Genomic DNA, 24,279 nt, shown 5'->3' with positions numbered 1-24,279 from the left:
TAGGCAGTTGTCATGTCGCACTGGTGGGACCTGATCATGGACGCACGCGGTATCACCGCGATCTACGGAGGCGCGCCGCCGGCCTTGGACGACGTCGTCGTACACGAGATCACGCTGCATCGTGACGGACCGTCCGTACGGCTGCGGATCGACCTGCCGAGCTATCCCGACCCGGCGCCGCCGAAGTGGCGGGCGCAGGGCTACAACGTCGTCCAGGTCGTGCTGACGATGGTGGGTGTCCGGGATGTCGCCCTGCGGGGCTGGAGCCACCAGATCCGGGCCGGCCTCGCCCTGGCCCGCGAGGAGGGGGTGGTGGCGGTGCGGATGACCTCCGACGCGGTCCGCCTCGACCTGCGGGCGGACGCGGTCGACCTCACCGCGGTCTCGGCGTACCGGCAGCCGTCCGGCGTACCCCGGTGACCGGGCCCTGGGCACCGTCGGGTGCGGGGGTGCTCCGCCTGCCGTCCGGGCGCCTGGTCCGCGGCCGTGGCCTGCGGCGGCCGGCACCACCGGGGCCGGATCCGACCTTCGCCGTCCATCTGCTCGGCCGGATGCCGCCGGAGACCTCCTGGGAGAGCCGCTGGGTGCGCTGGCCCGACTTCCGGCTCCCACACGACCGCGCCCACTTCCGGGCGGTGCTGCGCGAGGCGTGGGAGCGGGCGCGTGACGACCGGGTGGAGTTCGCCTGCGGCGGCGGGAGGGGCCGCACCGGTACGGCCCTGGCCTGCCTCGCCGTCCTCGACGGCGTCCCCGCCGCCGAGGCGGTCTCCTTCGTGCGCCGGCACTACGCCCCGGGCGCGGTGGAGACACCCTGGCAGCGCCGGTTCGTCGCCCGGTTCACCGCATCCGGCGACGTTCCGGGCTCACCCGAGAAACAGTGGCAACAGGCCGAGTGAGTTGACGGCGGTGTGCAGCACGACGACGGCGACGACGTTGCGGTAGCGGGACCAGAGATAGCCGGCGAGAAGGCCGAACCCGCCGTTCCAGACGAGCACCACCGCGACCATCTCCCCGAGCGGACCGTCACCGATCCGGTGGGCGTGCATGGCGGCGAAGAGCAGCGACGTGGCGACGACGGCGGGCCAGCGTCCGAGCAGCGCCTCCAGCCGGGTCTGCAGGAGCACCCGGTAGAAGATCTCCTCGGCGACGCTGGCGGTGAGGAAGGTCAACAGCATGGCGGCGAGCAGGTAGAGCCGGTCGTGGTGACGGTATCCGGAGACGTCCCCGGTGCCGGCCAGCGGACTGTAATAGAGCAGGTAGGCCCAGCCGAGCAGGGCGGGAAGCGGGCCGAGCCAGTACCACCGGTCCGGCAGGGCACGCCGGTGCTCCCGGCCGCCCCGCCAGGCGGTCGGCCAGATCCGCAGCAGCAGGGCGGCGCCGCCGAAGAAGAGGGCGAGCTTGACCGGCCCGTACCAGACGCCGATGTCGACGGCGAGCACCAGGGCGGGAAGGAGCAGGGCGATCCCGACCAGCCCGGTGGCCTGCCGGGTGAGTGCGGGGCGCTCGGCGGGCCCGGCCGGCGCCATGGCGGGGAGCCGGAGCGGCACGAGCCGGGCCATCAGCAGGCCGGCGATCGCGGCGGCAACGATCGCGGCCAGTGGCTTGGCCGGAGCCTCGGCGTCGGCGGAGGTGCGTACGTCGGTGTCGCCGGAGAGCGCCAGTGCCACCGGCGCGGCGAGCAGCAGCGCCAGCCCGACCGCCGTGAAGATCCTTTTGCCCATCGCTCCAGCGTGCCGAGTCCGACCGGAGTTCTCCTCACCCGACGTGATGATTTCTCCGTACATCCTTTGGCGCACGGCGGTCCTGCGCCTGGCCGCCGACAGCTACCGCCGGGACTCCGTGGGCGCAGGCTCCAGGCGGGTGGCGGTCAGCAGCAGCGGGGTGGTGATCCCGTGCCGGGCGGCCAGGTCGGCGAGGAGGCCGCCCAGCCAGCCGAGGGCGTCCGGCGACCATTCGGCGAGCGTCCCGTGGAGGGTCGCCCGGTACCGCGCCGGTCCGTTCCAGAAGTGGTCCTCGAACGGAGGCCGCGACGCGAGCGGATCGTCGTCGGCCGGATCCTCGTGCGAGAGCGACTCGCAGGCGAAGACCTCCTGCTCCAGCCGGCCCATCCGTTCCCGCATCCGCGGCGCCGCCATACGGATCGACGGGTCCTGACCGCTGTCCAGGATGACCCGCACCCGCGTCCTCGCTCGCGGGTCACCGCCGCTGAACCAGCCGGCGGTACGCAGCGCCGGCAGTTCGGCGTAGGCCGGACGCGCCGAGGCGTCGATGCCCTGGACGGGCAGGAGCAGCTGCACCGCCCGCAGGTGCAGCCCTCCGATCCGGGTCACCGTGTCGGCGGCACAGCGCAGGAAGGGCTGCACCGGCAGCGGCCGGTCGCCGGTCACCGGTTCGACGCCGACCTGGAACCAGGCGACCAGCGAGCTCTCGGGGAGGGCCAGCGGATGGTCCTGCCCGGCGTCGTTCATGCCCCACAGACCCGGCCCGCCGGTGGGGCGTTCCTCGACGCCCCCGGCGGTGATCCGGACGGTCCCGCCGAGATCGTCGAGCCAGCCCATCGCGAGCGACCTGTCGTGGAACAGGATGTAGGCATCCTGGGTGGTCTCCGGGTCACGCCACGGGTGCGGGTGCAGCTCGCCGTAGAGCGCTGCGGACATGGTGCCCACCGGCCTGTGGAGACCGGTCGCCAGGCCGGGCCGGCCCACTTGCCCACGTGTCACGCCTCTTCCTCTCGGTATCGGACGACGACAGGACGGAACAATATGTCAGATCACTGTCAGTAGTTATACATGTTCTCTGTGTGGTCATAGGCTCCGGTGTCATCCCACCCCGTCGGAGTGACCGTGCCGAAGGAGTTCCCATGTGGAGGAAACGGCTCGCGGCGCTCGCCGCTGCGGCATTGCTCGGATCGCTGACGGTCGTGCCGGCCGCCCGGGCTGGCGGCCCCGGCGACCCGATGTGGGCCGACCTCGATGGTGATCGGCGACTCGAGCGCATCTTCCCGGACTGGTCCCGCGACGGTCGGCAATGCGCCATCACCATCCAGTGGGGTGGCAGCGGTCAGGTGGAGCAGCGGCCGTACCTGCCGCCGGGCGCCCGGGTGCCGGTCTCGCACTGCCCGGACATGGGCGTCGCCGTCGACCTCGGCGGCAACGGAAGTGTCGAACTGGTCGTCGGTTCGTTCGACGGTACGCCGGTCGGCGCACAGGGCTCGATCTTCGTCCTGCGCGACTTCGTACCCGAGGTGCTGGCGAGGGGAAACATCCAGCTCGTCGGTATGGGCACGGCGGATTTCGACGGCGACCGCCGCACCGACGTCTTCTGGTGGACCGACCAGGGTGCGGGATTCGGTACCTACCTGAACACGGCGGCCGGTCATCTGGTGCCCGGGCCGATCCAGCAGGACCAGGGTGAGATCAACAGCCACTGGGTGGCGGACTTCGACGGCAACGGCGCAATGGATGTCGTGGTCGCCTTCCACACCGCGCCGAGTGCGCCACCGCTCGGCGTAGTGGTGATCTTCGACGACGGGACGAAGGTGTGGTTGCGACAGGGCGATGATGGTGGCTGGGGGGTTGAGCTGGTCGACGCCAACGCCGACGGCCTGCCGGACGTCCGGACCAGTGGCGGTGACGGGGTGCACACGTTCCTCAACCGGGGTGACCGCACCTTCGGCACCGGGCCCATCGCGAACGACGACCTCGCGCACGCGTACCGGAGCACCGCCAAGGTGATCAAGGTGCGGGACAACGACGTCGCGGCTCCCGCTGCCACCCTGAGCATCGTCGTCCCGCCCCGGTACGGCTTCCTCACCGATCACGATTCCCGCTACGAGGTGTCCTACCAGCGCACCGCCTCCCACAAGCTGTCGGACACCTTCGTCTACCGGCTGGACCAGGAGGGCCTCACCGACACCGGCACGGTCACGGTGCGGATGAAGGACTAGGTGGCCTCGGCATGCCGGTTCCACCGGATGGTCCGGTCGTCGGTCCCGGGAGTCGGCAGCATGTGGATCATGGACTCCACATCTATCGATGGACGTAACTCTGTGTCATTTAGTGGGCATCCACGTGATGTCCAGCTTGTCTGGCTACGCTCTGCACTGTCGATGTCACCCACGGGGGCGGAATTGCCAGAGATCAGCGAACCCGCGACAGATTCGGCCAGGCCCACGCTCACCACCGAGGATCCCGCCCGATGCCACCCCGGGCTCTGGTGTGCCGTTGGTCGGTCCGGCGGAACCGACCCGGATCAGGTCCACCCGGATGCCGGGATGCGGCGGATCGAGGAGATGCTGGGTGACCTGGGCGACGGCACACACGTCGTCGAGGTCACCGCCGAGTCGGGCGCCAGCGGGACCAGGCTGCTCGCCGAAATCGCACGCCTGGCCAGGGCAGGGCAGATCCGTGTCTCCTCCGCCGGCCTGCCGTCGCTGGCCGGCGGTCCTTTGGTGATCGTGCTCGACCTTCCCGCCACCTCCATCCCGGTGCCGGACCGACGTTCCGGTACCTCCGGGCCGGAGAACGAGGTCGATGATCCGGCCCGCGGACCCGGCCGCCCCGCCGCCGTACGCCCGCGCCGGGGTCAGCGCCGGGCCGGCCGTCCGTTGCCGGCCGCGCTGACCAACCGCGAGCGGCAGGTCGCCGAGCTGGCCGGCGAAGGGCTCACCAACCGCGAGATCGCGGCCGCGCTCTTCGTCACGGAGAAGACCGTCGAGATGCACCTCACGCACGTCTTCGCCAAGCTCGACGTCCGTAACCGGGTCGGCCTTGCCCGGCGGCTGCACGCGACCGGCCGCGGCGAGTGACCGGCGTACCGGGCCGGCGGCGAACGGGCCGGCGGCGAACGGGCCGGCGGCGAACGGGCCGGCGGCGAACGGGCCGGCGGCGAACGGGGCGGCGTACGACATGCGTTGGGTGACCGGTTCACCAGCCCATCGCGACGGCGGCGACGAGGCCGCGCTTGTGCGTGATCGAGACGGTGACCTGCCCGACGCCGGCCCGTTCGGCGGCGGCCCTCGCCGCCCGGTGCAGGCGCACCTGCGGAGCGCCCCCCGGGCAGGAGGGCACGGCGACATCGCGCGGCGCCACGCCCTCGAACAGTCCGGTGCCGAGCACCTTCAGCACCGCCTCCTTGGCGGCGAACCGGCCGGCCAGGAACTCCCGCCGTCGCTGCCCCGACAGGCCGTCCGCGTGCGCCAACTCGACGTCGGCAAAGGCGTACCGGGTGAACCAGGGCCGCTGGCCGAGCCGGTCCAGCTCGTCGACGGCCATCAGGTCAATGCCGAGCCGCATGGCCGTTTCCGCTCGGCTCCGGGGTGGCCAGGAAGGTGCCCTTCAGCACACCACGGAAGACCGACATCCGGTGCAGGTTCGTGGTCCCCTCCATGATCTCGAAGGCCCGTACGTCGCGGTAGATCTTCTCCAGCCAGGGATGCTCCACCAGCGCCGCCGGGCCGAGCAGCCGCGCGGCGAGCAGCGTGGCCTCCTCGGAGAGGCGGGCGGCCTGCGCCTTGGCGGCACCGAGCCGGTGACTGTTGATCGCTCCTCGGTCGACGTCGGCGGCGCCGCCGCGGATGAGCCGGCGCACCGCGGCGATCCGGTCCAGCACGTCGTCCAGGTGCAACCGGTCGAAGCCGGTAAGCGCCGGGCGCTGCGCCTGCACGTAGTCGCAGGCGGCCTGGGCGCAGCCCAACGCCATGGCCGCGATGGTGGGACGGGCCCGGTAGAGCACCTGGGTCGCGCCGTACAGGCCGCGGCGGGTGCGACGCAGGTGCGCGCCGAGCAGGTTCTCGGCCGGCACGCGGACCCGGTCGAACCGGATCCGGCTGATCCGGGCGCCGCGCAGGCCCACGGTCGGCAGCAACTCCCCGCTGAAGCCGGGTGTGTCCGTCTCGACCAGGACCGCCTCGATGCCGAGCGGGCCGGGTGCACGCCGGGCGAAGACGATGCCGAACTGGGCCCGGGCGCCGTTGCCGATGTAGCACTTCTCGCCGTCGAGGATCCAACCGTCACCGTCCTCGGCCGGGGTGATCGTGGTGGTCAGCTCGGTGGCGGCGGAGCCCTTGGCCGGCTCGGTCAGCCCGAAGAAGGTGTGCTGCGGCTCGGCGACGAGCCGCTGGTAGTAGCGGTCTGCCTGCTCCGGGGTGGCCAGCACGTCGACGACGCCGCCGGAGAGGGCCGGCCCGGGGCTGGCAAGCCAGACGTTGGGGTCGCCGTAGGCGAGCCGCTCCCACGCCACGCTCTGCCCCAGCACGGTGCGCAGCAGGCCCACCAGGTTGGCCGGCGCCTCCGGGCCGGGCCAGTACCGGGGCGGGATGGCGCAGAAACGCGAGAGTCGTACCCCGGGCCGGTCCAGGTGGTCGTCGATGGCGTCCGGATCGCGGTCGAGCAGCCGGCCCAGCTCCCGGAAGTCGGCGGAGACCTCGGCGCAGAACCCGTCGAGCTGGCGCAGGGTGTCGTCGAGCGGCTCAGGCATCGGAGTCCTCCGTGCGGGTTCGCGGCTCGGGCGTTGCGGGACCCGGGTCTGCCGCCGCCCCGGGATGCAGGTAGAGGTTTCCGGTCACCTCGGCGAGATACAGGTCGCCGGCCGGGCCGTCGAGCAGGAAGCCGGCGGCACCGAAGAGGTAGAGCACCGTGCGGCCGAGCCGGACCAGCCGCTGGTGCGCACGCCATCGGGCGGCCACGTCAGCACTGCGCCGCTCCGGCGGCATCGCCTCGTCCTCGCGCAGCGCCATCGCGATGTCGGCGAGCTGCGCCTGGACCAGCTGCCGGGCCAGCAGCGAAGCCCTCTCCGAGCTGCGCTCGCCGAGGTGGCGTACGGCCTCGTCGAAGGCGCGCCGCAGCACCGCCCGGTGCAGGTCGAGCAGCCCGGTGGCGAAGACCGCGGCGACCTCCGCCGGTGCGGGTTGCCGCGGCCCCGGCAGCACCGCGAGGCCGAAGCGGTGCAACGGGGACGGCTCGACCGAGGGCGGCGCCGTCACCGGGACCGCGACGTGGCCGGTCGGCGCGGGAACCGGCTCGCCGGAGCCGACCCGCCGGTGCAGCTCGTCCAGGGCGCGGGGATATCCGGTGACACCGACGTGCGGGGTCAACGTACTGGTCACGGCACTCTCCTCGGGGTCGGGGCGGTGCCGCGCAGCCGCAGCACGGCGGCCTGGCTCTGCCCGGTACGCGGATCGGTGTCGCAGAGCACCACCGACCGGTACGCGGCACTCCACTCCTCGTGGTGGCGGGCGAGGTCGAGCCACACCCCGGTGCAGTACGGGCCCGGCGCGCCCCGATGGATCGGCAGCCCGGTGACGGCCAACTCCCCGCCGTCCGCCCACGACCCGGCGACGAGCAGGGTCGAGTCGGGCTCCAGGCCGGCGGTGACGTGGCCGAGCAGGGTGCGCAGCGGGGTGCCCCGGGTCGCCATCCTCGTGCCGTGGAACTCGTACTGCCCGGCCTCGTCGAAGTAGAGCAGCGCCGCCGAGTTCGGCACCTTGTTCTCCTCGATGAACGGGTCGGGGTAGGCGTAGGTGTTCTGTTCGCAGACGATCAGGGCGAGGGTGCGGCACCGGCCGGAGCGGGCGAAGGCGTCGGCCACCCGCAGCGCGGTGAACGGCGCCCGGAGCCCCTGCTCGGAGACGGCGAAGCAGTGGCTGCCACCGCCCAGCAGATAGCTGACCCGCTGGGCGACGTGCTTGAGCGCGATCATGTCCGGCAGCCCGAAGGCGAAGACGAGCAGGTCGGGGCTGGTCAACCGGAACGGCAACGCTCCGATCACGCTTTCGGCCAGCTCGGTGAAGCCGAGGTTTGCGCCCTGTTTGAGCCGCTCCTCGTCGCGCTGGATCCCGAACCGGACCAGCAGGTCCCGTTCGAAGATCGCGCAGTCGGGATCCGGCCGGTACGGGAGGCTGCCGGGCTCCAGCACCAGGGCGGCGGATGAGAGTGACAGCGGCATGGGAATCAGGAGTTGTCGTTCAGGTTGCTGGTCACGTACTCGGCGAGCGTCTCCAGCGACGTGAAGTCGGACATCTCCAGGTTCTCCGGATCGACCTCGATGCCGACGCTGTCCTCCAGCGCCATCAGCAGTTCGAGGATGGAGGTGGAGTCCAGGTGCAGGTCCTCGAAGAGTCTGGTCTCCTTCGGCATCCCCGAGACCGGCCGCTGGAGTACCTCGCTGAGCGCCCGCTCGATGTCAGCGATGATCTTAGCGTTCTCCATGGCTGGGAGTCCTTTCTTCGGTGGCGGTGGTGGCGCTGGCGGTGGCGGTGGTGGCGCTGGTGGCGGTGGCGTTGGTGACTGCGCTGTCGCTGTCGCTGTCGGTGCCGGTGCCGGTGACCGCGTCGGCGGTGGTGGTGGCGGGCGCCGGCACGGGGGGTGTGACCAGGTGTTGCGGCCGGAGCAGGTCCTCGACGGTGTCCCGGCTGCGGATCAGGTGCGCCATGCCGTCGAGGAGCAGCACCTCGGCCGGGTGGCCGTGGCTGAGGAAGAGCACCGGCGAGGCGCTGGGGCCGTACGCGCCGGAGCGTTCCACCCCGAGCAGGTCGCCCGGACGTACCTCGGGGAGCCGGACCTGCTTGCCGACCACGTCGCCGGGGGTGCAGAGCGGGCCGGTGACGTGGTAGACGTGCTCGGCCGGTTCGTCGGGCCGGCTCAGCGACCGGATCGGGAAGTTGCGCTTGACGAAGCTGCCGACGCCGACGGCGGCCATGTGGTGGTTGGTGCCGCCGTCGGCCACCACGAACCACTCGCCCTTGGAGCGCTTGACGTACCGGGCCCGCACCACGTAGGTGCCGCACCAGCCGACCAGATAGCGGCCCAGCTCGGTGACGATCCGCGTCTCCGGGTGGCGCTCGCGGAAGAGCTCGACCTCCTCGTTGACGCCGTCGGTGGCCGCGTCGCCGTCGAGGTCGGTTTCGTTGTCGAAGTACGGCACGCCCCAGCCGCCACCGACGTCGACCATCTCCAGCGGGATGTCGAGCGCCTTGCCGAGCGTCTCGGCGGTGGCCAGGACGCCCCGGGTGTTGTGCCGCACCGTGGCCGCGTCGAGGATGCGGGTGCCGAGGTAGGCGTGGATCCCGGCGACGCGTACCCGGCGCAGCCCGGTGAGCGCGGCCGGGCCGTCCCGGAGAATCTCCTCGTCGATGCCGAACTGGCGCGGCTTGCCGCCCATCGCCAGCCGTGAGCCGTGGGTGTCGAAGTCGGGGTTGACCCGCAGCACCACCCGGATGCCGTCGGCCACCTCCATCGCGTCGAGCGCCACGACCTCGTCGAGCGACTCGCAGACCACGGCGTGGATGCCGCGCTCGCAGCACGCGCGAAGCTCCTCGGCGGACTTGCCGGGGCCGAGGAAGATCACGTTCGCCGGGTCGACGCCGGCCCGCTCGGCGGTGACCAGCTCGGCCAGGGAGGAGACCTCCAGACCAGCGCCGAGGGCGCCGAAGAGGGCGCAGATGCTGAGGTTCGGGTTCGCCTTGGCGGAGTAGAAGATGTCCACGTCCGGCCGGAGCCGGGCGCGCAACCGCGCGTACCGCCGGCGCAGCAGGTCGCCGTCGTAGACGTAGACGGGGGTGCCGAACCTCTCGGCCACCTCGGCGTGGATTCCGGTCATCGCTGCTCCTTCGCGGAGAGATCGGCGAGGGCGTCCTGCGCGGCGCGGTCCAGCGCCGCCAGGCGCTCCCGGTCGGCGGCGACGAGCAGGGCGTAGAGCCGGCCGTCGAAGGGCGCCGGGCGGTCGGCGTCGGCGTTGACCGTGCCGAAGCAGGTGACGACGAACCGCTCGGCGTCGTCGCGCTCCAGCACCGGGGCGAGGGTCCGGGCGAGCTCGTCGAAGGAGACCGGCGCGCCGAGCCGCAGCGGGTAGTGCCTGGCGAGCGCCACCTGCCCGTCGCGCTGGTAGCGCTCGGTCACCCCGCCCTGGTAGCTCGACATGTTCAGCCGGGCGTTGATCTCCAGCACCGGATAGAGCTCGCCGCCGGTGGCGACGACCGCGTCCACCCCGACGACCCCGGCGTACCCGTCGGAGTGCAGCCGGACGCCGACGATCTCGGCGGCGTGCGCCAGCTCCGTGCGCTGCGCCGGAGTGAGCGCGACCGGCATGAGGTGTCCCTTGTGCACGCCGTTCTCGGTGATCGCCCGCTTGACGAAGTCGAGCGTGATCCGGCCGTCGTCGGCGACCGTGAACTGGTAGTTGAGGTCGTGGCTCTTCTCCACCCACTCCTCCACGACCACATGCAGCCGGTCGTCACCGCTGCGCTCGGCCCGGCGGTCGACCATCCGGAGGAGCCGGTCCGCCGTCTCCGGGCGGTCCAACAGGAGCAGCCCCTTGCCGGAGACCCCGTAGGCGTCCTTCACCACGATCCGGGTGCCGGCGGCGAGGGCCGGCCGCCGCCGGCGAAGCACGGCCGCGAGGTCGTCCCGGGTCTCGCAGCAGTCGCCCGGGACGGCCCGCAGCCCGGCGGAATCGGTCAGCCGGCGCGAGTAGATCTTGCCGTTGACCCGGGCGAAGGTGGTCGCGTCGGGGACCGCGAGCGGCAGCCCGCACCGGTCGGCGAGCTTCTGCTCCAACACGGTCGTGCCCATCGGCAGCAGCCGGGCTCCGTCGGCGCCGAGTGCGGAGAGGCGCCGGAGCAGTTCGGGGGAGTCCAGGACGTCCTCGGTCGTCGACCGGTCGGCGCGGACGTTCTCCGGCACGAGTACGGTCGGCAGCGGCATCCCCAGCCGGGACAGGTACTCGCGGTATCCGGGGTCGAGGGGGTGCTTGAGGAGCAGGACGTCGTCCGCACCGGCCAGCAGGACGCCGTGCTCCTCCATCCGGCTCACCACCGAGGTCGGCGCGGAGAAGCGCGGCGCGGGCAGCCCGACGTGTCCCTCGGCCCACCAGTTCTCGGCCTCGAAGTTGCAGACGAGGACCAGGCGCCCGTCCGGTGTGCCGAGCAAATTGGTCTTGAGCGTACGCAGATAGCTCGTGTCCATCGCCCGTCCTGGAGTCAGTATTCGATGACCATGGCGGCGTACGTGGCGCCGACCCCGACCGAGGTCAGCAGGTAACGCTCGCCGGGGATCAGCAGATTGCGGTCGCGCATCGTCGCCAGATTGATGAAGGGATCGGAGCAGTAGGTGTGGCTGTAGCGGGCGATGTTGTCGAGAAAAACCCGACTCCGGTCGAGGCCGACCTTTGCGCACAGTCGCAACCAGAGTGTCCGGTTGACGTTGTGCGGGACCACCATCGCGATATCGGAGATGTCCAGACCCGCCCGGCGCAGCGCCTCCTCCATCATTTCCCACAGATGGATGTTGTAGGTCTCGTCGAATTCCCGCTGCCGTTCGACGGTCATCCGGAAGCCGTCGGCGAACTCTCCGGCGGTGTGTGCCGCGTAGGAGAGGATCCGGCTGCCGGTGCCGTCGATGCCGAGCAGGCACGCCGCCGACCCCTCGCCGGTGACCGACACGTTGAGCATGTAGCGCACCAGCCCGGTGAAGGGCTTCTCCCCGGTGACCACCAGCGCCAGCGCGCCCGGGTCGCCCTCGGCCCGCAGCAGCTCCCCGGCGACGTCCAGCGCGGCGAGGTTGCTGGCGCACATCTGGTGGGTCACGGCGAAGGCGTCCGCGTCGGTCAGCCCCAGCCGCTCGCGGAGCCGGTCGGCGGCGAAGACGAAGGACGGGGTCAGGTCGGGGAAGGTGTGCGCGTAGATCAGGTACCGGATGCGACCCGGATCGGGTACCGCGCGGACGACCTTCTCCGCCGGGGCGGCGAGCAGGTCGAACAGGTCCATGTCGGGGTCGAGGTGGATTCGGTCGAGGCCGCGGATGCGCCGGAACATGCGTGACTGGTGCCGGTTCAGCCCGTTCGCCTCGGCTATCTCCTCGACGGCCCAGGACCGTTCCGGTGCGAACCCCTCGACGCGCAGCAGGCTCGTGACGGGCTCGGCCACCGATTCCTCCACGTGAACGGCCACCGATTCCTCCAAATAGGCGGGTGCGCCGTCACGTCCCGATCGGTGACGACGGCGCGGCGATGCCAGACTATGCGCGGCGGTCACCCCGAGGAACTGGGGAATACCCTAGAAATTCTTTCGACCCCCTTCAATGCACGAAGGGCAGGGTTTACCCGATTGCCAAGGGACGGCAAATTCGCCTAACGTGTCCGACAGTCGCGCACACGATCGACAAACGACGATCCCATGTGATCGCGTCGACGGCTCGGTCGGGTGGCCGACAGGACCCCGGCCAACCTGAGAGGACGGCAATGGGAATAAAGCCTATCGACCTCTTTCCGCCCCCGGTCGTCGGTCCCCGTACGTCAACGGTCGAGCTGCGCCGGGTCCGGCGGCGGTACGTGAAGGTCGCCGGCGCCCGTGGTGGCGACGGGCCACTCACCCTGGGGCACCTGGGCATGCTGAAGTGGATCACCGAGGAGAAGCCGTACGGCCGCTGGGCGGCGGCGCCGCTGGAGCTGCCCCCGGGCGCCACCGTCGACGACGTGCTGGCCGCGCTCGGCGTGCTGGTCGCCCGGCACGAGGGCCTGCGTACCCTCTTCCCGACCGAGGGTGGACGCGTGCAGCGGGTGCTCCAGGACTGCGAGCTGGCCCTGGACGTCTACGAGCACCGTCAAGCGACCCCGGCCGCGCTGATCGACGAGCTCTTCCATCGGCTCCGGGAGGGGGAGTTCGACCTCGCCGAGGAGCTGCCGCTGCGCACCGCGGTCGCCGTACGCGACGGTGTCCTCACCGCCGCCGCCGTCGTCTACTCGCACGTCGTCGTCGACCTGATGAGCGCGGAGCTGCTCGGCCGGGAATTCACCGCCCTCGTCGCCGACCCCGCCCGCCGGGACGTCGGGCCGCCGCGCCACCAGCCCCTCGACCAGGCGGCGTACGAGGCCTCGCCGGCCGGCCGGCGCCGCCTCGACACCGCCCTCGACTACTGGGAGCGCCACCTGCGACGGCTTCCGCAGTGCACCTGGGCGGCGCCGCGCTCGACGGCACCACCCGGCGGCGCCACCTCCGGCTGGCTCTGGTCCCGGGCCGGGGCGCTGGCCCTGCCGCACATCACCGCCCGGGTCGGGGCCAGCGAGTCGATGGCGGTGCTCGCCGCGATCTGCGCGGTGCTGGCCCGCCGCACCGGCCACCGGCACTTCCCGTTGCCGACCCTGGCCAGCAACCGGACCGAGCGCCGGCTGCGGGAGTACATCGGCCCGCTGGCCGCGGACAGCCTGGTGCCGATCGACGCCGACGCCGACAGCTACGACGACCAGGTGCGGCGGGTCGGCGGCGCGGTGCTGCGGGCGGGTCGGCAGGCCATGGTCGACGACGTCGCCCGGATCCGGGTGATTGACCGGATCCACCACGACCGGGGCAACTGGTACGGCCGGGACACCACCTTCAACGACGCCAGCACCTTCAACGACAGCGAACCCGCCCCCGCCCCCGCCGCGACGGACCCGGGCACGAGCGACCCGGCGCAGGTGCGGCGGGCGCTCGGTGAGAGCCGAATCTGGTGGCAGGACTGGCCGGCGATCTCGCCGCTGCTGGCGTTCCGGCTGATGCAGAAGCGCGGTGAGCTCGTGCTCGGCGTGATCAGCCACGACCGTAACCGGATACCGGCGGAGGAGATCGAGCCGCTGCTGCGTGGCGTGGAGCGGGTGCTGGTGGCGGCGGCCGAGGGGGACTTCCGGCTCTCCCGGATCGGCGAGGTGAGCGGTATGGAGCCGATGGAACGCGGACCGGGATGGCGGCGGGTCGACTCGTCCTGGGTCGAGCTGGCCGAGGCGCAGCGACTCCTCGACGAGGCGCTGGACGCCCCGGTCCGGCGGGTCTTCGCGATCCCGGACGGCGACGGGTGCCGGCTGGTGGCGTACCTGGTCGGCGGTTCGCACCGGACGCCACGAGAGGCGCACGCCGCCTGTGTGGCCGCGATGCCGGGCCGCCGCACCGCGATGACCCCGCAGCGGTACGTCTTCTGCACCGCACCGCCGGAGGACCCCGCCGACCCGGCGGCCTGGGCGCGGCAGCCGGTGCTGGCCGACGGCGACGGCCGGATGGAACCATGAGCGGGCGGAGCATCACCCGCGAGGTGCCCGGTGTCGATCCGGCCATCCACGTCGTGGACCTGCGCAAGTCGTACCGGGGCCGGCCGGCGGTGGCCGGCATCGACCTGACGATCCCGCGTGGGGAGGTCTTCGCGCTGCTCGGCCCGAACGGCGCCGGCAAGACCACCACGGTGGAGATCCTGGAGGGGCACCGCCGCCGGGACGGCGGGCACGTCCGGGTGCTCGGCGTCGACCCGGCGCTGGGCCGGGCGGACTGGAAGGCCCGGATCGGCATCGTGCTGCAACGTTCCGACGACCTGACCCAGGGCGGCGCCCTCACCGTACGGGACTGGGCGCGCGCGATCGCGGCGTGCTTTCCGAACTCCCGGGACCCGGACGAGGTGATCGATCTGGTCGGGCTCGGTGACCGGCGGGATTCCCGCGCGGCGTACCTCTCCGGCGGGCAGCGCCGCCGGCTCGACGTCGCGCTCGGCATCGTCGGCCGGCCGGAGCTGCTCTTTCTGGACGAGCCGACGACCGGGTTCGACCCCGAGGCGCGGCGCCGGTTCTGGGACCTGATCACCACCCTCGCCCGGTCCGGCACGACCATCCTGCTCACCACCCACTACCTGGAGGAGGCCGAGCATCTCGCCGACCGGGTCGCCGTGATCGTCGGCGGCCGGATCGTGGACGTCGGCCCGCCACAGACCCTCGGCGGCCGGGCCACCGCACCCGCCACGGTCCGCTGGTTCACCCCCGACGGGCCGCGCAGCGTCCGGACCGGCACCCCGGCGAAGCTGGTCGCGGAGCTGGCCACCGAGTACGGGCCGGACGTGCCGGGGCTGGCCGTCGAGCGGCCCAGCCTGGAGGAGATCTACCTGCGGATGATCGGGCAGCCGGCATGAGCGCGCCGGGAATCCCCGCCCGGGTGCCGGCCGTGCTGGCGGTCAGCCGGGCGCGGGCCAGGGTGGAGTTCCTGATCTTCATCCGGGAACGCATCTCGGTGGTCTTCACCTTCTTCTTCCCGGTCCTGCTGCTGATCGTGATCGGGGCGATCTTCCACGGGCAGCAGTTGCCGGGCGGCATCGACCTCGCCCAGTACTTCGTCGCCGGCATGATCGGTGCCGGTCTCTTCGGGGTCAGCTTCCAGAACGTCGCCATCGCGATCCCGATCGAACGGGACATCGGCACGCTCAAGCGGCTCGCCGGCACCCCCATGCCCCGGTCGGCGTACTTCATCGGCAAGATGGCGATGGTCGCGTTCGTCGCGCTGGCCCAGAACGTGCTGCTGCTCGGCATCGGCTCGGCCTTCTTCGGCCTGCGACTGCCGGACACCGCCGACCGGTGGCTGACCTACCTCTGGGTCATCTCCCTCGGCATCGCCTCCTGCACCATGCTGGGCATCGCCGCGAGCGGCTTCATCCGCAACGGCCGAACGGCGCCCGCGGTCATGACGCCGATCGCGATCGTGCTCCAGTTCATCTCCGGCGTCTACTTCGTCTTCGCCACCCTGCCGAGCTGGATGCAGACGGTGGCGGCGGTCTTCCCGCTGAAGTGGATCGCCCAGGGGATGCGGTCGGTCTTCCTGCCCGACGACTACCAGGCCCAGGAGCCGGCCGGGAGCTGGGAACTCGGCCGGGTGGCGCTGGTCCTCGTCGCCTGGTGCGTACTCGGCTTCCTGATCGCCGCCCGCACCTTCCGCTGGCGCAGCAGATTCGACGACTGAAGGGAAGAGACCGATGGAGGCTGCGCAACGTCCCCGGGTGGTCCTCGGCTACAGCGGGCTGGACGGCTCCGCCGAGCTGAAGGCGGCCTGCTTCCCGGGGCTGGACGACCGCGAGGCGCGGCTGTTCCAGGGGCTGGACTCGGCGGCGGCGCTGGTGGTCGACGGCACCCTGGTCGCGGCGGTCCAGCAGGAGCGGTACTCGGGCCGCAAGTTCGACCACGCCTTTCCGATCGACGCGATGCGATCCTGCCTGCGCCTGGCCGGCCTCGACTTCCCCGACGTCGACGCGGTGGCGCACAACTTCGACCACACCAGGTTCGAGATCTTCGCCCGGGGCGAGCCGTACGCGCACCGCCGCTACGCGGAGGTGCTCGCCCCCGCCCGGCAGACCGAGCTGCTGCACCGGTTCGTCCCGGAACTGGCCGGGCACCGGGTGCGCCCGGTGCTGCACCACCACGCCCACGCGCTGACCGCGGCGATCCCGGCCGGCTTCGACGAGGCGCTGGTGGTGGTGCTGGACGGGATGGGCGAACTCCAGGCCGTCACCGTGCACGCCTGGCGGGACGGCACCCTGCACCGGCTGGCCGCCCTGGACTACCGCAGCAGCCTCGGGCTCTTCTACGCCCTGGTCACCATGTTCACCGGCTACTGGCCGAACAGCGACGAATACAAGGTGATGGCGCTGGCCGCGCTCGGCGACCCGGAACGCTACCGGTCGGTCATGGCCCGGGCCGTCACCCTTGGCCCGGACGGACGGTTCGACGTGCCGATCCTGCGGCACAACCGCGACCCGCGCAGCCGGGAGACCTTCGCCGGGTCCCGCGCCTGGCTCGCCGAGCAGTCCTGCCCGGAACGCGGGCCGGGCGAGCCGCTGAGCCAGGCCCACGTCGACCTGGCCACCGCCGCGCAGGAGCGGCTGGAACAGGCCCTGTTCCACCTGGTCGGGCACTGGGTCCGCCGGACCGGGCTGCGCCGGGTCGCGTTCGCCGGCGGTGTCGCGCTGAACTGCGCGGCGATCGGGAAACTCGCGTACTCGGGGCTGGTCGACGCGATCTACGTGCAGCCGGCCGCCGGGGACGAGGGGAGTGCGGTCGGTGCGGCGCTCGCCGTGGCCGGCCCCGCTGCCGGGGACGGGGCCGGCTACCCGGCGATGACGTACCTCGGGCCCGAGGTGACCGAGGACGGGCCGCCGGCCGACCAGCCGTACTGGTCGGTGCCGGTCGCGCCGGGGGTCGCCGAGCGGGTGGTGGCGCGGTTGCTCGTCCGGGGCCACATCGTCGGCTGGGCGCAGGGGCGGCTGGAGTTCGGGCCGCGTGCGCTCGGCAACCGCAGCATCCTGGCGGATCCGCGCGACCGGGGTGCCCGGGACCGGGTCAACGCCGCCGTCAAGTTCCGGGAGGAGTTCCGGCCGCTGGCCCCGGCGGTGAAGGCCGAGTCCGCGAGCCGCTTCTTCGTGCTGCCCGCCGGGACCAACCTGCGGCACATGACCGTCGCGGTGGCGGTGCACCCGCACGCCCGGCCCGCCATCCCGGCGGTGGTGCACGACGACGGCACCGCCCGGGTGCAGGCCGTCTTCGCGGCGGAGAGCCCCCGGTTCTGGCGCATCCTCGACGAGTTCGAGCGGCTCTGCGGGGTACCGGTGCTGATGAACACCTCGCTCAACGTCAAGGGCCAGCCGACCGCGCGGGCCGGTGCCGAGGCGTACCGCACGTTTGCCTCGTCCGGGCTCGACCTGGTGGTCATCGGTGACCGGCTGTACGCGAAGCCGTCGGCGGTGGAGGACGCCACCGAGGCGCTGGCCGCCGTCACCGGAGCGGTCCCGGTCTGAGCGGCGACGCACCCGCGGCGTACCCCCGGAACGGCCGGTCTAATCCCTGCCGGCCCCGGGTAGTCGCGGAGAATGTCCGAGGCTGCCATCGCCGACTACGGTCTGCTCTCCGACCGCACCTCGGCCGCACTGGTCAGCCGGGACGGGTCGGTCGACTGGTGGTGTCCTGGTCGGTTCGACTCCCCGTCGGTCTTCGCCCGGCTGCTCGACCCGGACGCCGGGCGCTGGGCGCTCGGTCCGGTGCCCGGCTCGGTACAGCGGACCGAACGGACCTACCTCGACGGTTCGCTGGTGCTGCGCACCCTGCACCGCACCGGCGGCGGCGAGGTCGTGGTGACCGACGCACTGGTCGCCGAGCCGGGAGCCCGCGGGCACGACCTGGGGCGCAACTCGCCCTCGATCCTGGCCCGGGTGGTCGAGGGGATCACCGGTACGGTGCGGATGCGTTGCGAGTTCACGCCCCGGCCGGAGTACGGGCTGATCGTCCCCTACCTGCACTGCCGGGGCGGCGAGGTGCACGCCACCGCCGGTCCACTGACCCTGGTCCTGCGCAGCCCGGTGCCGCTGGACTGCGTACACGGCCGGGCCTACGCCGAGTTCGACGTCAGCGCCGGCCAGGTGCTCGGCTTCGACCTGGCCTACGCGCCGGTCTACGGCCCGCCGCCCCGGCAGGTCGATCCGGTGGCGGCGCTCGCCGACACCGCCGAGTCCTGGCGGTCGCTGCGGGACCTGCACCATTACCACGGCCGCTATCCGGAACTCGTCCAGCAGAGCATGCGGGTCGTGCATGGCCTGACCTACCAGCCCAGCGGGGCGGTGGTGGCTGCGGTCACCACCTCGTTACCGGAGCGGCTCGGCGGCAGCGACAACTACGACTACCGGTATGCCTGGCTGCGGGACTTCTTCCTGGCCATGCGGGCGCTCTGGGTGGCCGCCTGCCCGCACGACACCGGCCGGCTCTTCGAGTGGGCCGCCCGTTCGGCCGGCCGCAGCGGCGACCAGCCGGTGCCGATCATGTACGGGGTGGCCGGCGAGCGGGACCTCTCCGAATACTCCCTGGAGCACCTGTGCGGGTACGCCGGCAGTCGACCGGTCCGGATCGGCAACGAGGCCTGGCGGCAGACCCAGCACGACGTGCCCGGCGACGTGCTGCTCTGCGCGTACCTGCTCCGTGACCAGCTCGGGGAGCTTTCCGAGGAGCTCCGGGCGCTGCTCGTCGGCCTCGCCGAACAGGCCACCCACTGGCGGGAGCCGGACGCCGGGATGTGGGAGCGGCGCGGCCCGGAGCGGCACCACCTGGCCTCGAAGGCGCTGTGCTGGGGCGCGCTGGACAGTGCCGTCCAGCTCGCACCGTTGCTCGGCGACCGGGCCGACCCGCGGCGCTGGGCCGCCGTGCGGGACGAGATCCGCGACACGGTGTTGCGGGCCGGCTGGAACGAGTCGGTCGGCGCCTTCACCGGCGCCATCGGCTCGACCGAGCTGGACGCCTCCGCCCTGGTGCTCCCCTTCAGCGGCATGGTGCCGGCCACCGACCCGAGGATGCGGGCCACCATCGAGGCGATCGCGTCCGGGCTGGACGCCGACGGACTGGTGCGGCGCTGGCCCGACGATCCGGCCGGCTTCGTGGCGTGCACCTTCTGGCTGGTTGAGTGCCTGGTGATGGCCGGGGAGCAGGAGCGGGCCGCCGCGCTCTTCGAACGGACCGCCGCCCGGGCGAACGATCTGGGGCTCTTCGCCGAGCAGATCGACCCGCGCACCGGCGCGCACCTCGGCAACACCCCGCTGGCGCTCTCCCATGTCGGCCTGGTCGGCGCCGCCTGGCGGCTCACCAGACCGAGTTTCATCTAGGCCGGCAGCCGCCGGCGTCGCTGACCGGCCAGACATTCCAAGCGCTTACTTGACAAGCGGATGCTGTCGATCCGAGACTCCAAGCATGTCTTTGGAGTCAGCCCCCGAGCGGCGCGTCGTCACTGATCCGCTCGCACTGCGGGCGCTTGCGCATCCCTTACGTCTCAAGCTCTGTGCTCTCGTCGGTCGCGAGGGATCGCTCACCGCCGCGGACGCCGCCCGGCAACTCGGGATCAGTCAGGCGCTCGCTTCGCATCACCTGCGTCAGCTCGCCAAGTACGGCTTTGTCGAACACGCCGACGCCGGTGACAACCGCGAGCGGCCCTGGCGGATCACCGCGCTGTCGCACCGGTTCGAGGCGGCGGACGGGTCGGCCGAGGCATGGGAACCCGTCGAGCTACTCAACCGCCATCTCGTCGAACAGGCTGCCGCCCAACTTGAGGACTGGCAGCAGCGACGCGCTGACGAGGATCCGCGCTGGGCTGAGCACGTGGGCGTCTCGCAGAGTCTGCTTTACCTGACGCTTGAGGAGTTCATCGAGCTCAGACGGCGGTGGGACGAACTCGTGGCGCCGCTCGTCCACCGGCGGCCGCTCGGTGACGCGGGCAAACGGCCTGTCGGCGCGGTGCCGGTGAATCTGACGCTCGTGGCCGCGCCGCTGCGTCCGACGCCCTCGGGGGGATGAGTGCGACGGCTCTGGCGGATCCTCGCCAGCAACAGGGACCTGCGTCTGTTGCTCGGCGCGAACCTGATCTCGCTGACGGGCGACTGGATCCTACGGACCGGGCTCGCCTACCAGGTCTATGTCCTGACCGGGTCCACGCTCGCATCGGCAGGCTCGGTCCTGGCCTCGCTGCTTCCGCAGATCGCGCTCGGATCGGTCGCGGGCGTCTACGCCGACCGATGGGACCGCCGCCGCACCATGGTCGTCGCCAACCTGCTGATGGTCGTGGCCCTGCTCCCACTGCTCGCCGTGCAGCACGCGGGTCAGGTCTGGCTGGTCTACCTGGTGATCGCGGTGCAGAGCTGCCTCGCGCCGTTCTTCACCTCGGCCGAGGCGGCGCTCGTGCCGTCCCTGGTGGCGAACGACCACCTCGTCACGGTGAACTCGCTCAACGGCCAGGCCCGCGACGTCGCCCGCCTGGTCGGCGCCGCGCTGGGCGGGGTGATCGCGGCAATCGGCGGCATTGCCCTGCTGAGCCTCGCGGACATGATGACCTTCGCGCTCGCGGCCGGGCTGCTGTGTCGGATCCGCACCCGGCCGCGATCCGGCTCGGCGAGGCGTACACCTGTGCTGGGGGAATGGGCTGAAGGCATGCGTATCGGGCTCGCCAGCCGGGTCTTGCGGGTCTTCCTGGCGTTCACCGTCATCACCGGTGTCGGCGAAGCGATCATGGGCACGCTGATTGCACCGTTCGTACGCGACGTGCTGGGTGGCGACGCCCGCGCATTCGGTGTGATCATGGCAGCCCAGGCGGTCGGCGGCATCGTGGGCGGCGTTGTCGCGACGCTGATCGGGCACCATTTCGCACCCCGCGCGATGTTCGGCTGGGGAACGCTCGCATTCGGCGCACTGGACCTCGTGCTGTTCCTGTATCCGCTGGCTACGCCCGTACTCTGGCCTGCGCCGGTACTCATCGCGCTCGTCGGGCTGCCGGCCGCGCTCCTGACCGCTGGCGGCATGACCGTCTTTCAGAACGCGACGACCGACGATCACCGCGGGCGGATTTTCGGAGCGATGACCGCCGTGAACGGCGCGGCGATGCTGCTCGGCACGATCGCGGCGGGCACCCTGGGCGAACGCATCGGCATCCTCCCGGTCCTGGCCACTCAGGGTGCGGCCTACTGCCTGGCCGGTGTGGTCGTTCTGCTCGCCCTCCCGGTGCCGCCTCCGACGCAGCGCCAGCCTCGTACCCGCGAGATGGCCGCTACAAAGAACTACCAGACCGGAAATTCCGAGGTCAGCGGTGGACCGGACGGTGAGCGGCGTTACCGCCGGCCACCACTGACGCGTCAGTCCGCCGCTGGCGCGGGACTGCCACGATTGGGGCATGCGGTCGTGGGCACATGAGGAGTGGGGCGACGGGGAATGGGCCCGGCACCACGCGTGGCGGGAGAGCGATCTACACGCCCGCCAGGGCAGAATCGACCAGGCGATCGCGGTGCTCCGGCCGCACGCCGACGCCGGTGACGGTCACTCGGCGACGATGCTCGCCGCCCTGCTGGCCCACCACGGCCGCCACGACGAACTCCGCGAGCGTGCCTCGGCCGGCGACCACGTCGCCGGGATGCAGCTGGTGCGAACGCTCGCCCGGTGGCACCGCGATCCCGAGGCGGCCGAGATGCTGCAACGCATGGTGGCCGCCGGATACTGGCCGGCAGCGCGCATGATGGTCGACTCGCTGCGGGCGGCCGACCGCCACGACGAGGCGCTCGCGCTGCTTCGCCGGTTCGTCGACGCCGGCGAGACATCCGCGGCAGTGGTGCTTGCCAGGTGGCTGCGCCGGGAAGGAGGGCGCGACGAGGCACTGGACGTGCTGCGACCGGCTGCGGCGGCCGGAGATCCGGCCGCGCTGGCGGACCTGACCCAGTGGCTCATCGACCGCGGCGGCCCGGACGAGGCGATCGCGGCGCTGCGCGGGTACGTCGACCGAGGCGTCGTACCGGCGGCGGTCAGACTGGCGGAGCTGCTCCTCGGACTGGGCCGGACCGACGAGGGCATCGAGCTCGTACGCAGCGTGGCGCACGAGGACGAGACCGCGGCGACGCGCTCGGGCGTCCTGCTCGGCGAGCGGAGTCGGGTGGAGGATGCGGCGGCGGCGATCCGCAGCAGCCCTCGACCACTGCGGACGTTGGACTCGGTGTACTCGCAACTCAGCCACGACGGGCACGTGCTCGCGGCGGAGGCGATCCGCCACGCCGTCCGCCCGGACTAGGGCGCATCTGACGGATCTTCTCGGTCGTTGTGCTGGGCGTGGCTGGTGATCTGACTGATGACGAGTGGGCTCGGCTGGAGCCGTTGCTGCCCTCCATGGCCCCCCAGCAGGGTGGTAGGTGGCGGGATCACCGTCAAGTGCTCAACGGGATCCTCTGGCGGATCGACAACGGCGCGAAGTGGCACCAGGTCCCGGACCGGTACGGCCCCTACAAGACCTGCTACCACCGGTTCGCGCAGTGGGAAGCCGACGGCACCTGGGACCGGATCCTGCAACACCTGCAGGCCGAGGCCGACGCCGCTGGTGACCTGGACTGGCGCGGGCAGATCGATTCCACCATCGTTCGCGCCCACCAACACGCCGCTGGCGCTCGGAAAGGGGGCTCACCGCGCAGGACTCCCGCACGGTCCAAGGTCTCGGCAGGTCACGAGGCGGGCTGACCACCAAGGTGCACCTGCTGGCCGAAGGCCAGGGCCGGGCCCTGGTCAAGCGGGTCACGCCCGGCCAGGCGGCCGACACCAGGGAACTGGTGGCGCTGGTCGACGCGGTCGCGGTGCCCAGACCCGGCGGCGTGGGGCGACACCGCAAGAGGTTGGATCACCTCACCGCCGACAAAGCGTACGGTTCCAAGGCCAACCGGCGGTCGCTACGCGCCAGGGGTATCCCGCACACGATCCCGGAGCGGGAGGATGTGCGAGCCAGCCGCGCCCGTAAGGGTTCCCGGGGCGGCCGGCCTCCGAACTTCAACGCGGAACGGTACAAGGACCGAAACCAGGTCGAGCGCGCCTTCAACCGACTCAAGCAGTTCCGGGCGGTCGCGACCCGCTACGACAAGTTGAGAAGTCGTTACGAGGCAACAGTCACCATCGCCTCGATCCTCGTCTGGCTCCGAGCGAAACGCGACCGCAAGTCACCATGATCCGTCAGACGCGCTCTAGGCTCCCGAGTCTTCTGACGCGTTCCGCGGTGCGTCTCCGCAGTGGTGTCGCGGTGCCGTTCAGTGGTCCGGGGCGTCCGGCGGGGCCATCACCCGCAGCGCGTTGGCGTCCAGCCCGATCCTGACCGGGGTGTGCCCGCGTACCTCGCCGTCGACCTCGACCGGTGCCGGCCGGTCGGTGTCGAGCAGGATCTCGCCGCCGGTCAGGAACGGCTCGTCGGCGAGGGTGCGGCGGTGACCGGTCGCCGCGTGGCGCGCCGTGGCGCGCAGCAGCCCTCGCCGGGTCGGCCCACCCACCGGGTACGCCACCAGCAGCCGGTCGTCGGCGTTCGCGTCCGCCGTGATCGGGCGGCCGGCCTGGAAGCCGCCATTGGCGACGTAGAGCTGGTGGGTGGTGACCTGCCTGACCCGGTCGCCGGAGCGGACGGTGACCCGGACCGGCCGGTGCCTGGCGAGCAGTGCCAGCGCCGTGACCGGGTACGCCAGCCGGCCGGCGATCCGTTTGAGCCCGGCCGGTGCCCGGGCCATGATGTCGGCGGAGAGACCGACGCCGACGTGGTTGGCGAACGGAGTGCCGTCGGCGAGCCCGAGGTCGACGTCGATCACCTTGCCGGCGGCCAGGGTGCCGACGGCGGCGTCGAGGTCGAGCGGGATGCCGACGGTCCTTGCGAAGTTGTTGGTGGTGCCGAGCGGCAGCAGCCCGAGCGCGATGTCGCGGTGCGCGAGCAGCCGCGCGGCGGCGCCGATGGTGCCGTCGCCGCCGCCGACGGCGAGCAGGTCCGGGGCCAGGTCGACGGCGGCGCCCAGACTCGCCTCGAGTTCTCCTGGCCGGTCGACCGGAAACGTGCCGAGCAGCGTGAAGCCGGCCGCGGTCAGCCGGCTCCGCGCCTCGGCGTGGAGCCGGCGGCCCCGCCGGGAGCGGGCGTTGACCACCAGCGCCGCCCGGCGCTCACGCCGGATGGCGGCGTCCAGCTCCTGCTTCGACCGCATG

Annotated in this window: 24 protein-coding genes; 13 read left to right on the top strand and 11 right to left on the bottom strand. The window is 72.0% G+C overall.

Annotation, left to right across the window (positions count from 1 at the left end; all coding sequences use genetic code 11):
• Nucleotides 1-12 precede the first annotated feature (12 nt).
• Nucleotides 13-420 carry an Imm50 family immunity protein gene (locus ACN28C_RS24835; protein ID WP_422769934.1) on the top strand — a complete coding sequence of 136 codons (408 nt, stop codon included), beginning with the start codon at nucleotides 13-15 and terminating at the stop codon, nucleotides 418-420.
• Nucleotides 417-896: a protein-tyrosine phosphatase family protein gene (locus tag ACN28C_RS24830; RefSeq protein WP_422769933.1), complete on the top strand. Its 480-nt coding sequence runs from the start codon at nucleotides 417-419 to the stop codon at nucleotides 894-896. Before ACN28C_RS24835 ends, ACN28C_RS24830 begins: the two co-directional genes overlap by 4 nt.
• On the opposite strand, the gene ACN28C_RS24825 is transcribed toward ACN28C_RS24830, so the two are convergent.
• Entirely contained in the window at nucleotides 864-1,721 is an 858-nt protein-coding gene (locus tag ACN28C_RS24825; protein WP_422769932.1) for a lysostaphin resistance A-like protein, read from the bottom strand. The two genes, ACN28C_RS24830 and ACN28C_RS24825, sit on opposite strands and share 33 nt — an antisense overlap.
• Before the next feature lie 102 nt (nucleotides 1,722-1,823).
• The gene (locus ACN28C_RS24820; RefSeq protein ID WP_422769931.1) at nucleotides 1,824-2,720 is read right to left on the bottom strand and encodes a hypothetical protein; all 897 of its coding nucleotides are present in this window, start codon (nucleotides 2,718-2,720) and stop codon (nucleotides 1,824-1,826) included.
• A gap of 140 nt (nucleotides 2,721-2,860) precedes the next feature.
• On the opposite strand from ACN28C_RS24820, the gene ACN28C_RS24815 reads away from it, so the two are divergent.
• Together ACN28C_RS24815 and ACN28C_RS24810 are read left to right on the top strand one after the other, a co-directional pair.
• Nucleotides 2,861-3,946, top strand: a complete 1,086-nt coding sequence (locus ACN28C_RS24815) for an FG-GAP repeat domain-containing protein (protein ID WP_422769930.1) — start codon at nucleotides 2,861-2,863, stop codon at nucleotides 3,944-3,946.
• Between the two features lie 327 nt (nucleotides 3,947-4,273).
• Nucleotides 4,274-4,807 carry a helix-turn-helix transcriptional regulator gene (locus ACN28C_RS24810; RefSeq protein ID WP_422769929.1) on the top strand — a complete coding sequence of 178 codons (534 nt, stop codon included), beginning with the start codon at nucleotides 4,274-4,276 and terminating at the stop codon, nucleotides 4,805-4,807.
• Nucleotides 4,808-4,925: 118 nt separating this feature from the next.
• Here the strand turns inward: ACN28C_RS24810 and ACN28C_RS24805 are convergent, their stop codons facing one another.
• The 8 genes from ACN28C_RS24805 to ACN28C_RS24770 are packed head-to-tail and all read right to left on the bottom strand — an operon-like array spanning nucleotide 4,926 to nucleotide 11,920.
• The gene (locus tag ACN28C_RS24805; RefSeq protein ID WP_422769928.1) at nucleotides 4,926-5,294 is read right to left on the bottom strand and encodes a holo-ACP synthase; all 369 of its coding nucleotides are present in this window, start codon (nucleotides 5,292-5,294) and stop codon (nucleotides 4,926-4,928) included.
• Nucleotides 5,278-6,477, bottom strand: a complete 1,200-nt coding sequence (locus ACN28C_RS24800) for an acyl-CoA dehydrogenase family protein (protein ID WP_422769927.1) — start codon at nucleotides 6,475-6,477, stop codon at nucleotides 5,278-5,280. Before ACN28C_RS24800 ends, ACN28C_RS24805 begins: the two co-directional genes overlap by 17 nt.
• The gene (locus tag ACN28C_RS24795) at nucleotides 6,470-7,105 is read right to left on the bottom strand and encodes a hypothetical protein (RefSeq protein ID WP_422769926.1); all 636 of its coding nucleotides are present in this window, start codon (nucleotides 7,103-7,105) and stop codon (nucleotides 6,470-6,472) included. Before ACN28C_RS24795 ends, ACN28C_RS24800 begins: the two co-directional genes overlap by 8 nt.
• Entirely contained in the window at nucleotides 7,102-7,944 is an 843-nt protein-coding gene (locus ACN28C_RS24790) for a hypothetical protein (RefSeq protein ID WP_422769925.1), read from the bottom strand. Before ACN28C_RS24790 ends, ACN28C_RS24795 begins: the two co-directional genes overlap by 4 nt.
• Before the next feature lie 5 nt (nucleotides 7,945-7,949).
• Nucleotides 7,950-8,207 (bottom strand): acyl carrier protein, encoded by a 258-nt coding sequence (locus ACN28C_RS24785; protein WP_422769924.1) that lies wholly within the window; start codon nucleotides 8,205-8,207, stop codon nucleotides 7,950-7,952.
• A complete protein-coding gene (locus tag ACN28C_RS24780; protein ID WP_422769923.1) occupies nucleotides 8,194-9,597 on the bottom strand; it encodes a diaminopimelate decarboxylase in 1,404 nt (467 codons plus the stop codon). The genes ACN28C_RS24785 and ACN28C_RS24780 overlap by 14 nt, the downstream gene beginning before the upstream one ends.
• On the bottom strand, nucleotides 9,594-10,961 hold the full coding sequence (locus ACN28C_RS24775) for an ATP-grasp domain-containing protein (RefSeq protein ID WP_422769922.1): 1,368 nt from the start codon (nucleotides 10,959-10,961) through the stop codon (nucleotides 9,594-9,596). Before ACN28C_RS24775 ends, ACN28C_RS24780 begins: the two co-directional genes overlap by 4 nt.
• Nucleotides 10,962-10,975: 14 nt before the next feature.
• A complete protein-coding gene (locus tag ACN28C_RS24770) occupies nucleotides 10,976-11,920 on the bottom strand; it encodes a 3-oxoacyl-ACP synthase III family protein (RefSeq protein ID WP_422769921.1) in 945 nt (314 codons plus the stop codon).
• Nucleotides 11,921-12,234: 314 nt separating this feature from the next.
• Here ACN28C_RS24770 and ACN28C_RS24765 point away from each other — a divergent pair, with 314 nt between their 5' ends.
• From ACN28C_RS24765 to ACN28C_RS24725, 9 genes are all read left to right on the top strand, one after another.
• Nucleotides 12,235-14,034, top strand: coding sequence for a condensation domain-containing protein (locus ACN28C_RS24765; protein ID WP_422769920.1), 1,800 nt, complete (start codon nucleotides 12,235-12,237; stop codon nucleotides 14,032-14,034).
• A complete protein-coding gene (locus tag ACN28C_RS24760) occupies nucleotides 14,031-14,918 on the top strand; it encodes an ABC transporter ATP-binding protein (protein WP_422769919.1) in 888 nt (295 codons plus the stop codon). The genes ACN28C_RS24765 and ACN28C_RS24760 overlap by 4 nt, the downstream gene beginning before the upstream one ends.
• Nucleotides 14,915-15,739: an ABC transporter permease gene (locus ACN28C_RS24755; RefSeq protein WP_422769918.1), complete on the top strand. Its 825-nt coding sequence runs from the start codon at nucleotides 14,915-14,917 to the stop codon at nucleotides 15,737-15,739. Before ACN28C_RS24760 ends, ACN28C_RS24755 begins: the two co-directional genes overlap by 4 nt.
• A gap of 13 nt (nucleotides 15,740-15,752) precedes the next feature.
• Nucleotides 15,753-17,567: a carbamoyltransferase gene (locus tag ACN28C_RS24750; RefSeq protein ID WP_422769917.1), complete on the top strand. Its 1,815-nt coding sequence runs from the start codon at nucleotides 15,753-15,755 to the stop codon at nucleotides 17,565-17,567.
• A 72-nt stretch (nucleotides 17,568-17,639) separates the two neighbouring features.
• Nucleotides 17,640-19,415: a glycoside hydrolase family 15 protein gene (locus ACN28C_RS24745; protein WP_422769916.1), complete on the top strand. Its 1,776-nt coding sequence runs from the start codon at nucleotides 17,640-17,642 to the stop codon at nucleotides 19,413-19,415.
• An 85-nt stretch (nucleotides 19,416-19,500) separates the two neighbouring features.
• Nucleotides 19,501-20,100, top strand: a complete 600-nt coding sequence (locus ACN28C_RS24740; protein ID WP_421492513.1) for a helix-turn-helix domain-containing protein — start codon at nucleotides 19,501-19,503, stop codon at nucleotides 20,098-20,100.
• A complete protein-coding gene (locus ACN28C_RS24735) occupies nucleotides 20,101-21,486 on the top strand; it encodes an MFS transporter (protein WP_422769915.1) in 1,386 nt (461 codons plus the stop codon).
• Nucleotides 21,467-22,351, top strand: coding sequence for a tetratricopeptide repeat protein (locus ACN28C_RS24730; RefSeq protein WP_422769914.1), 885 nt, complete (start codon nucleotides 21,467-21,469; stop codon nucleotides 22,349-22,351). The genes ACN28C_RS24735 and ACN28C_RS24730 overlap by 20 nt, the downstream gene beginning before the upstream one ends.
• 95 nt (nucleotides 22,352-22,446) lie before the next feature.
• Nucleotides 22,447-23,270 (top strand): IS5 family transposase gene (locus ACN28C_RS24725; protein WP_422774737.1). Its coding sequence is split into 2 segments (ribosomal slippage): nucleotides 22,447-22,746 and nucleotides 22,749-23,270, totalling 822 coding nucleotides; the frame shifts between segments, so codons are not numbered across the junction.
• 78 nt (nucleotides 23,271-23,348) lie between these two features.
• Here ACN28C_RS24725 and ACN28C_RS24720 read toward each other — a convergent pair.
• On the bottom strand, nucleotides 23,349-24,278 hold the full coding sequence (locus ACN28C_RS24720; RefSeq protein WP_422769913.1) for a diacylglycerol/lipid kinase family protein: 930 nt from the start codon (nucleotides 24,276-24,278) through the stop codon (nucleotides 23,349-23,351).
• Nucleotide 24,279: the final 1 nt, after the last annotated feature.

This window comes from Plantactinospora sp. WMMC1484, from assembly GCF_049315195.1.
Lineage (GTDB): Bacteria > Actinomycetota > Actinomycetes > Mycobacteriales > Micromonosporaceae > Plantactinospora.
This window is presented reverse-complemented; position numbering and strand designations above follow the sequence as displayed.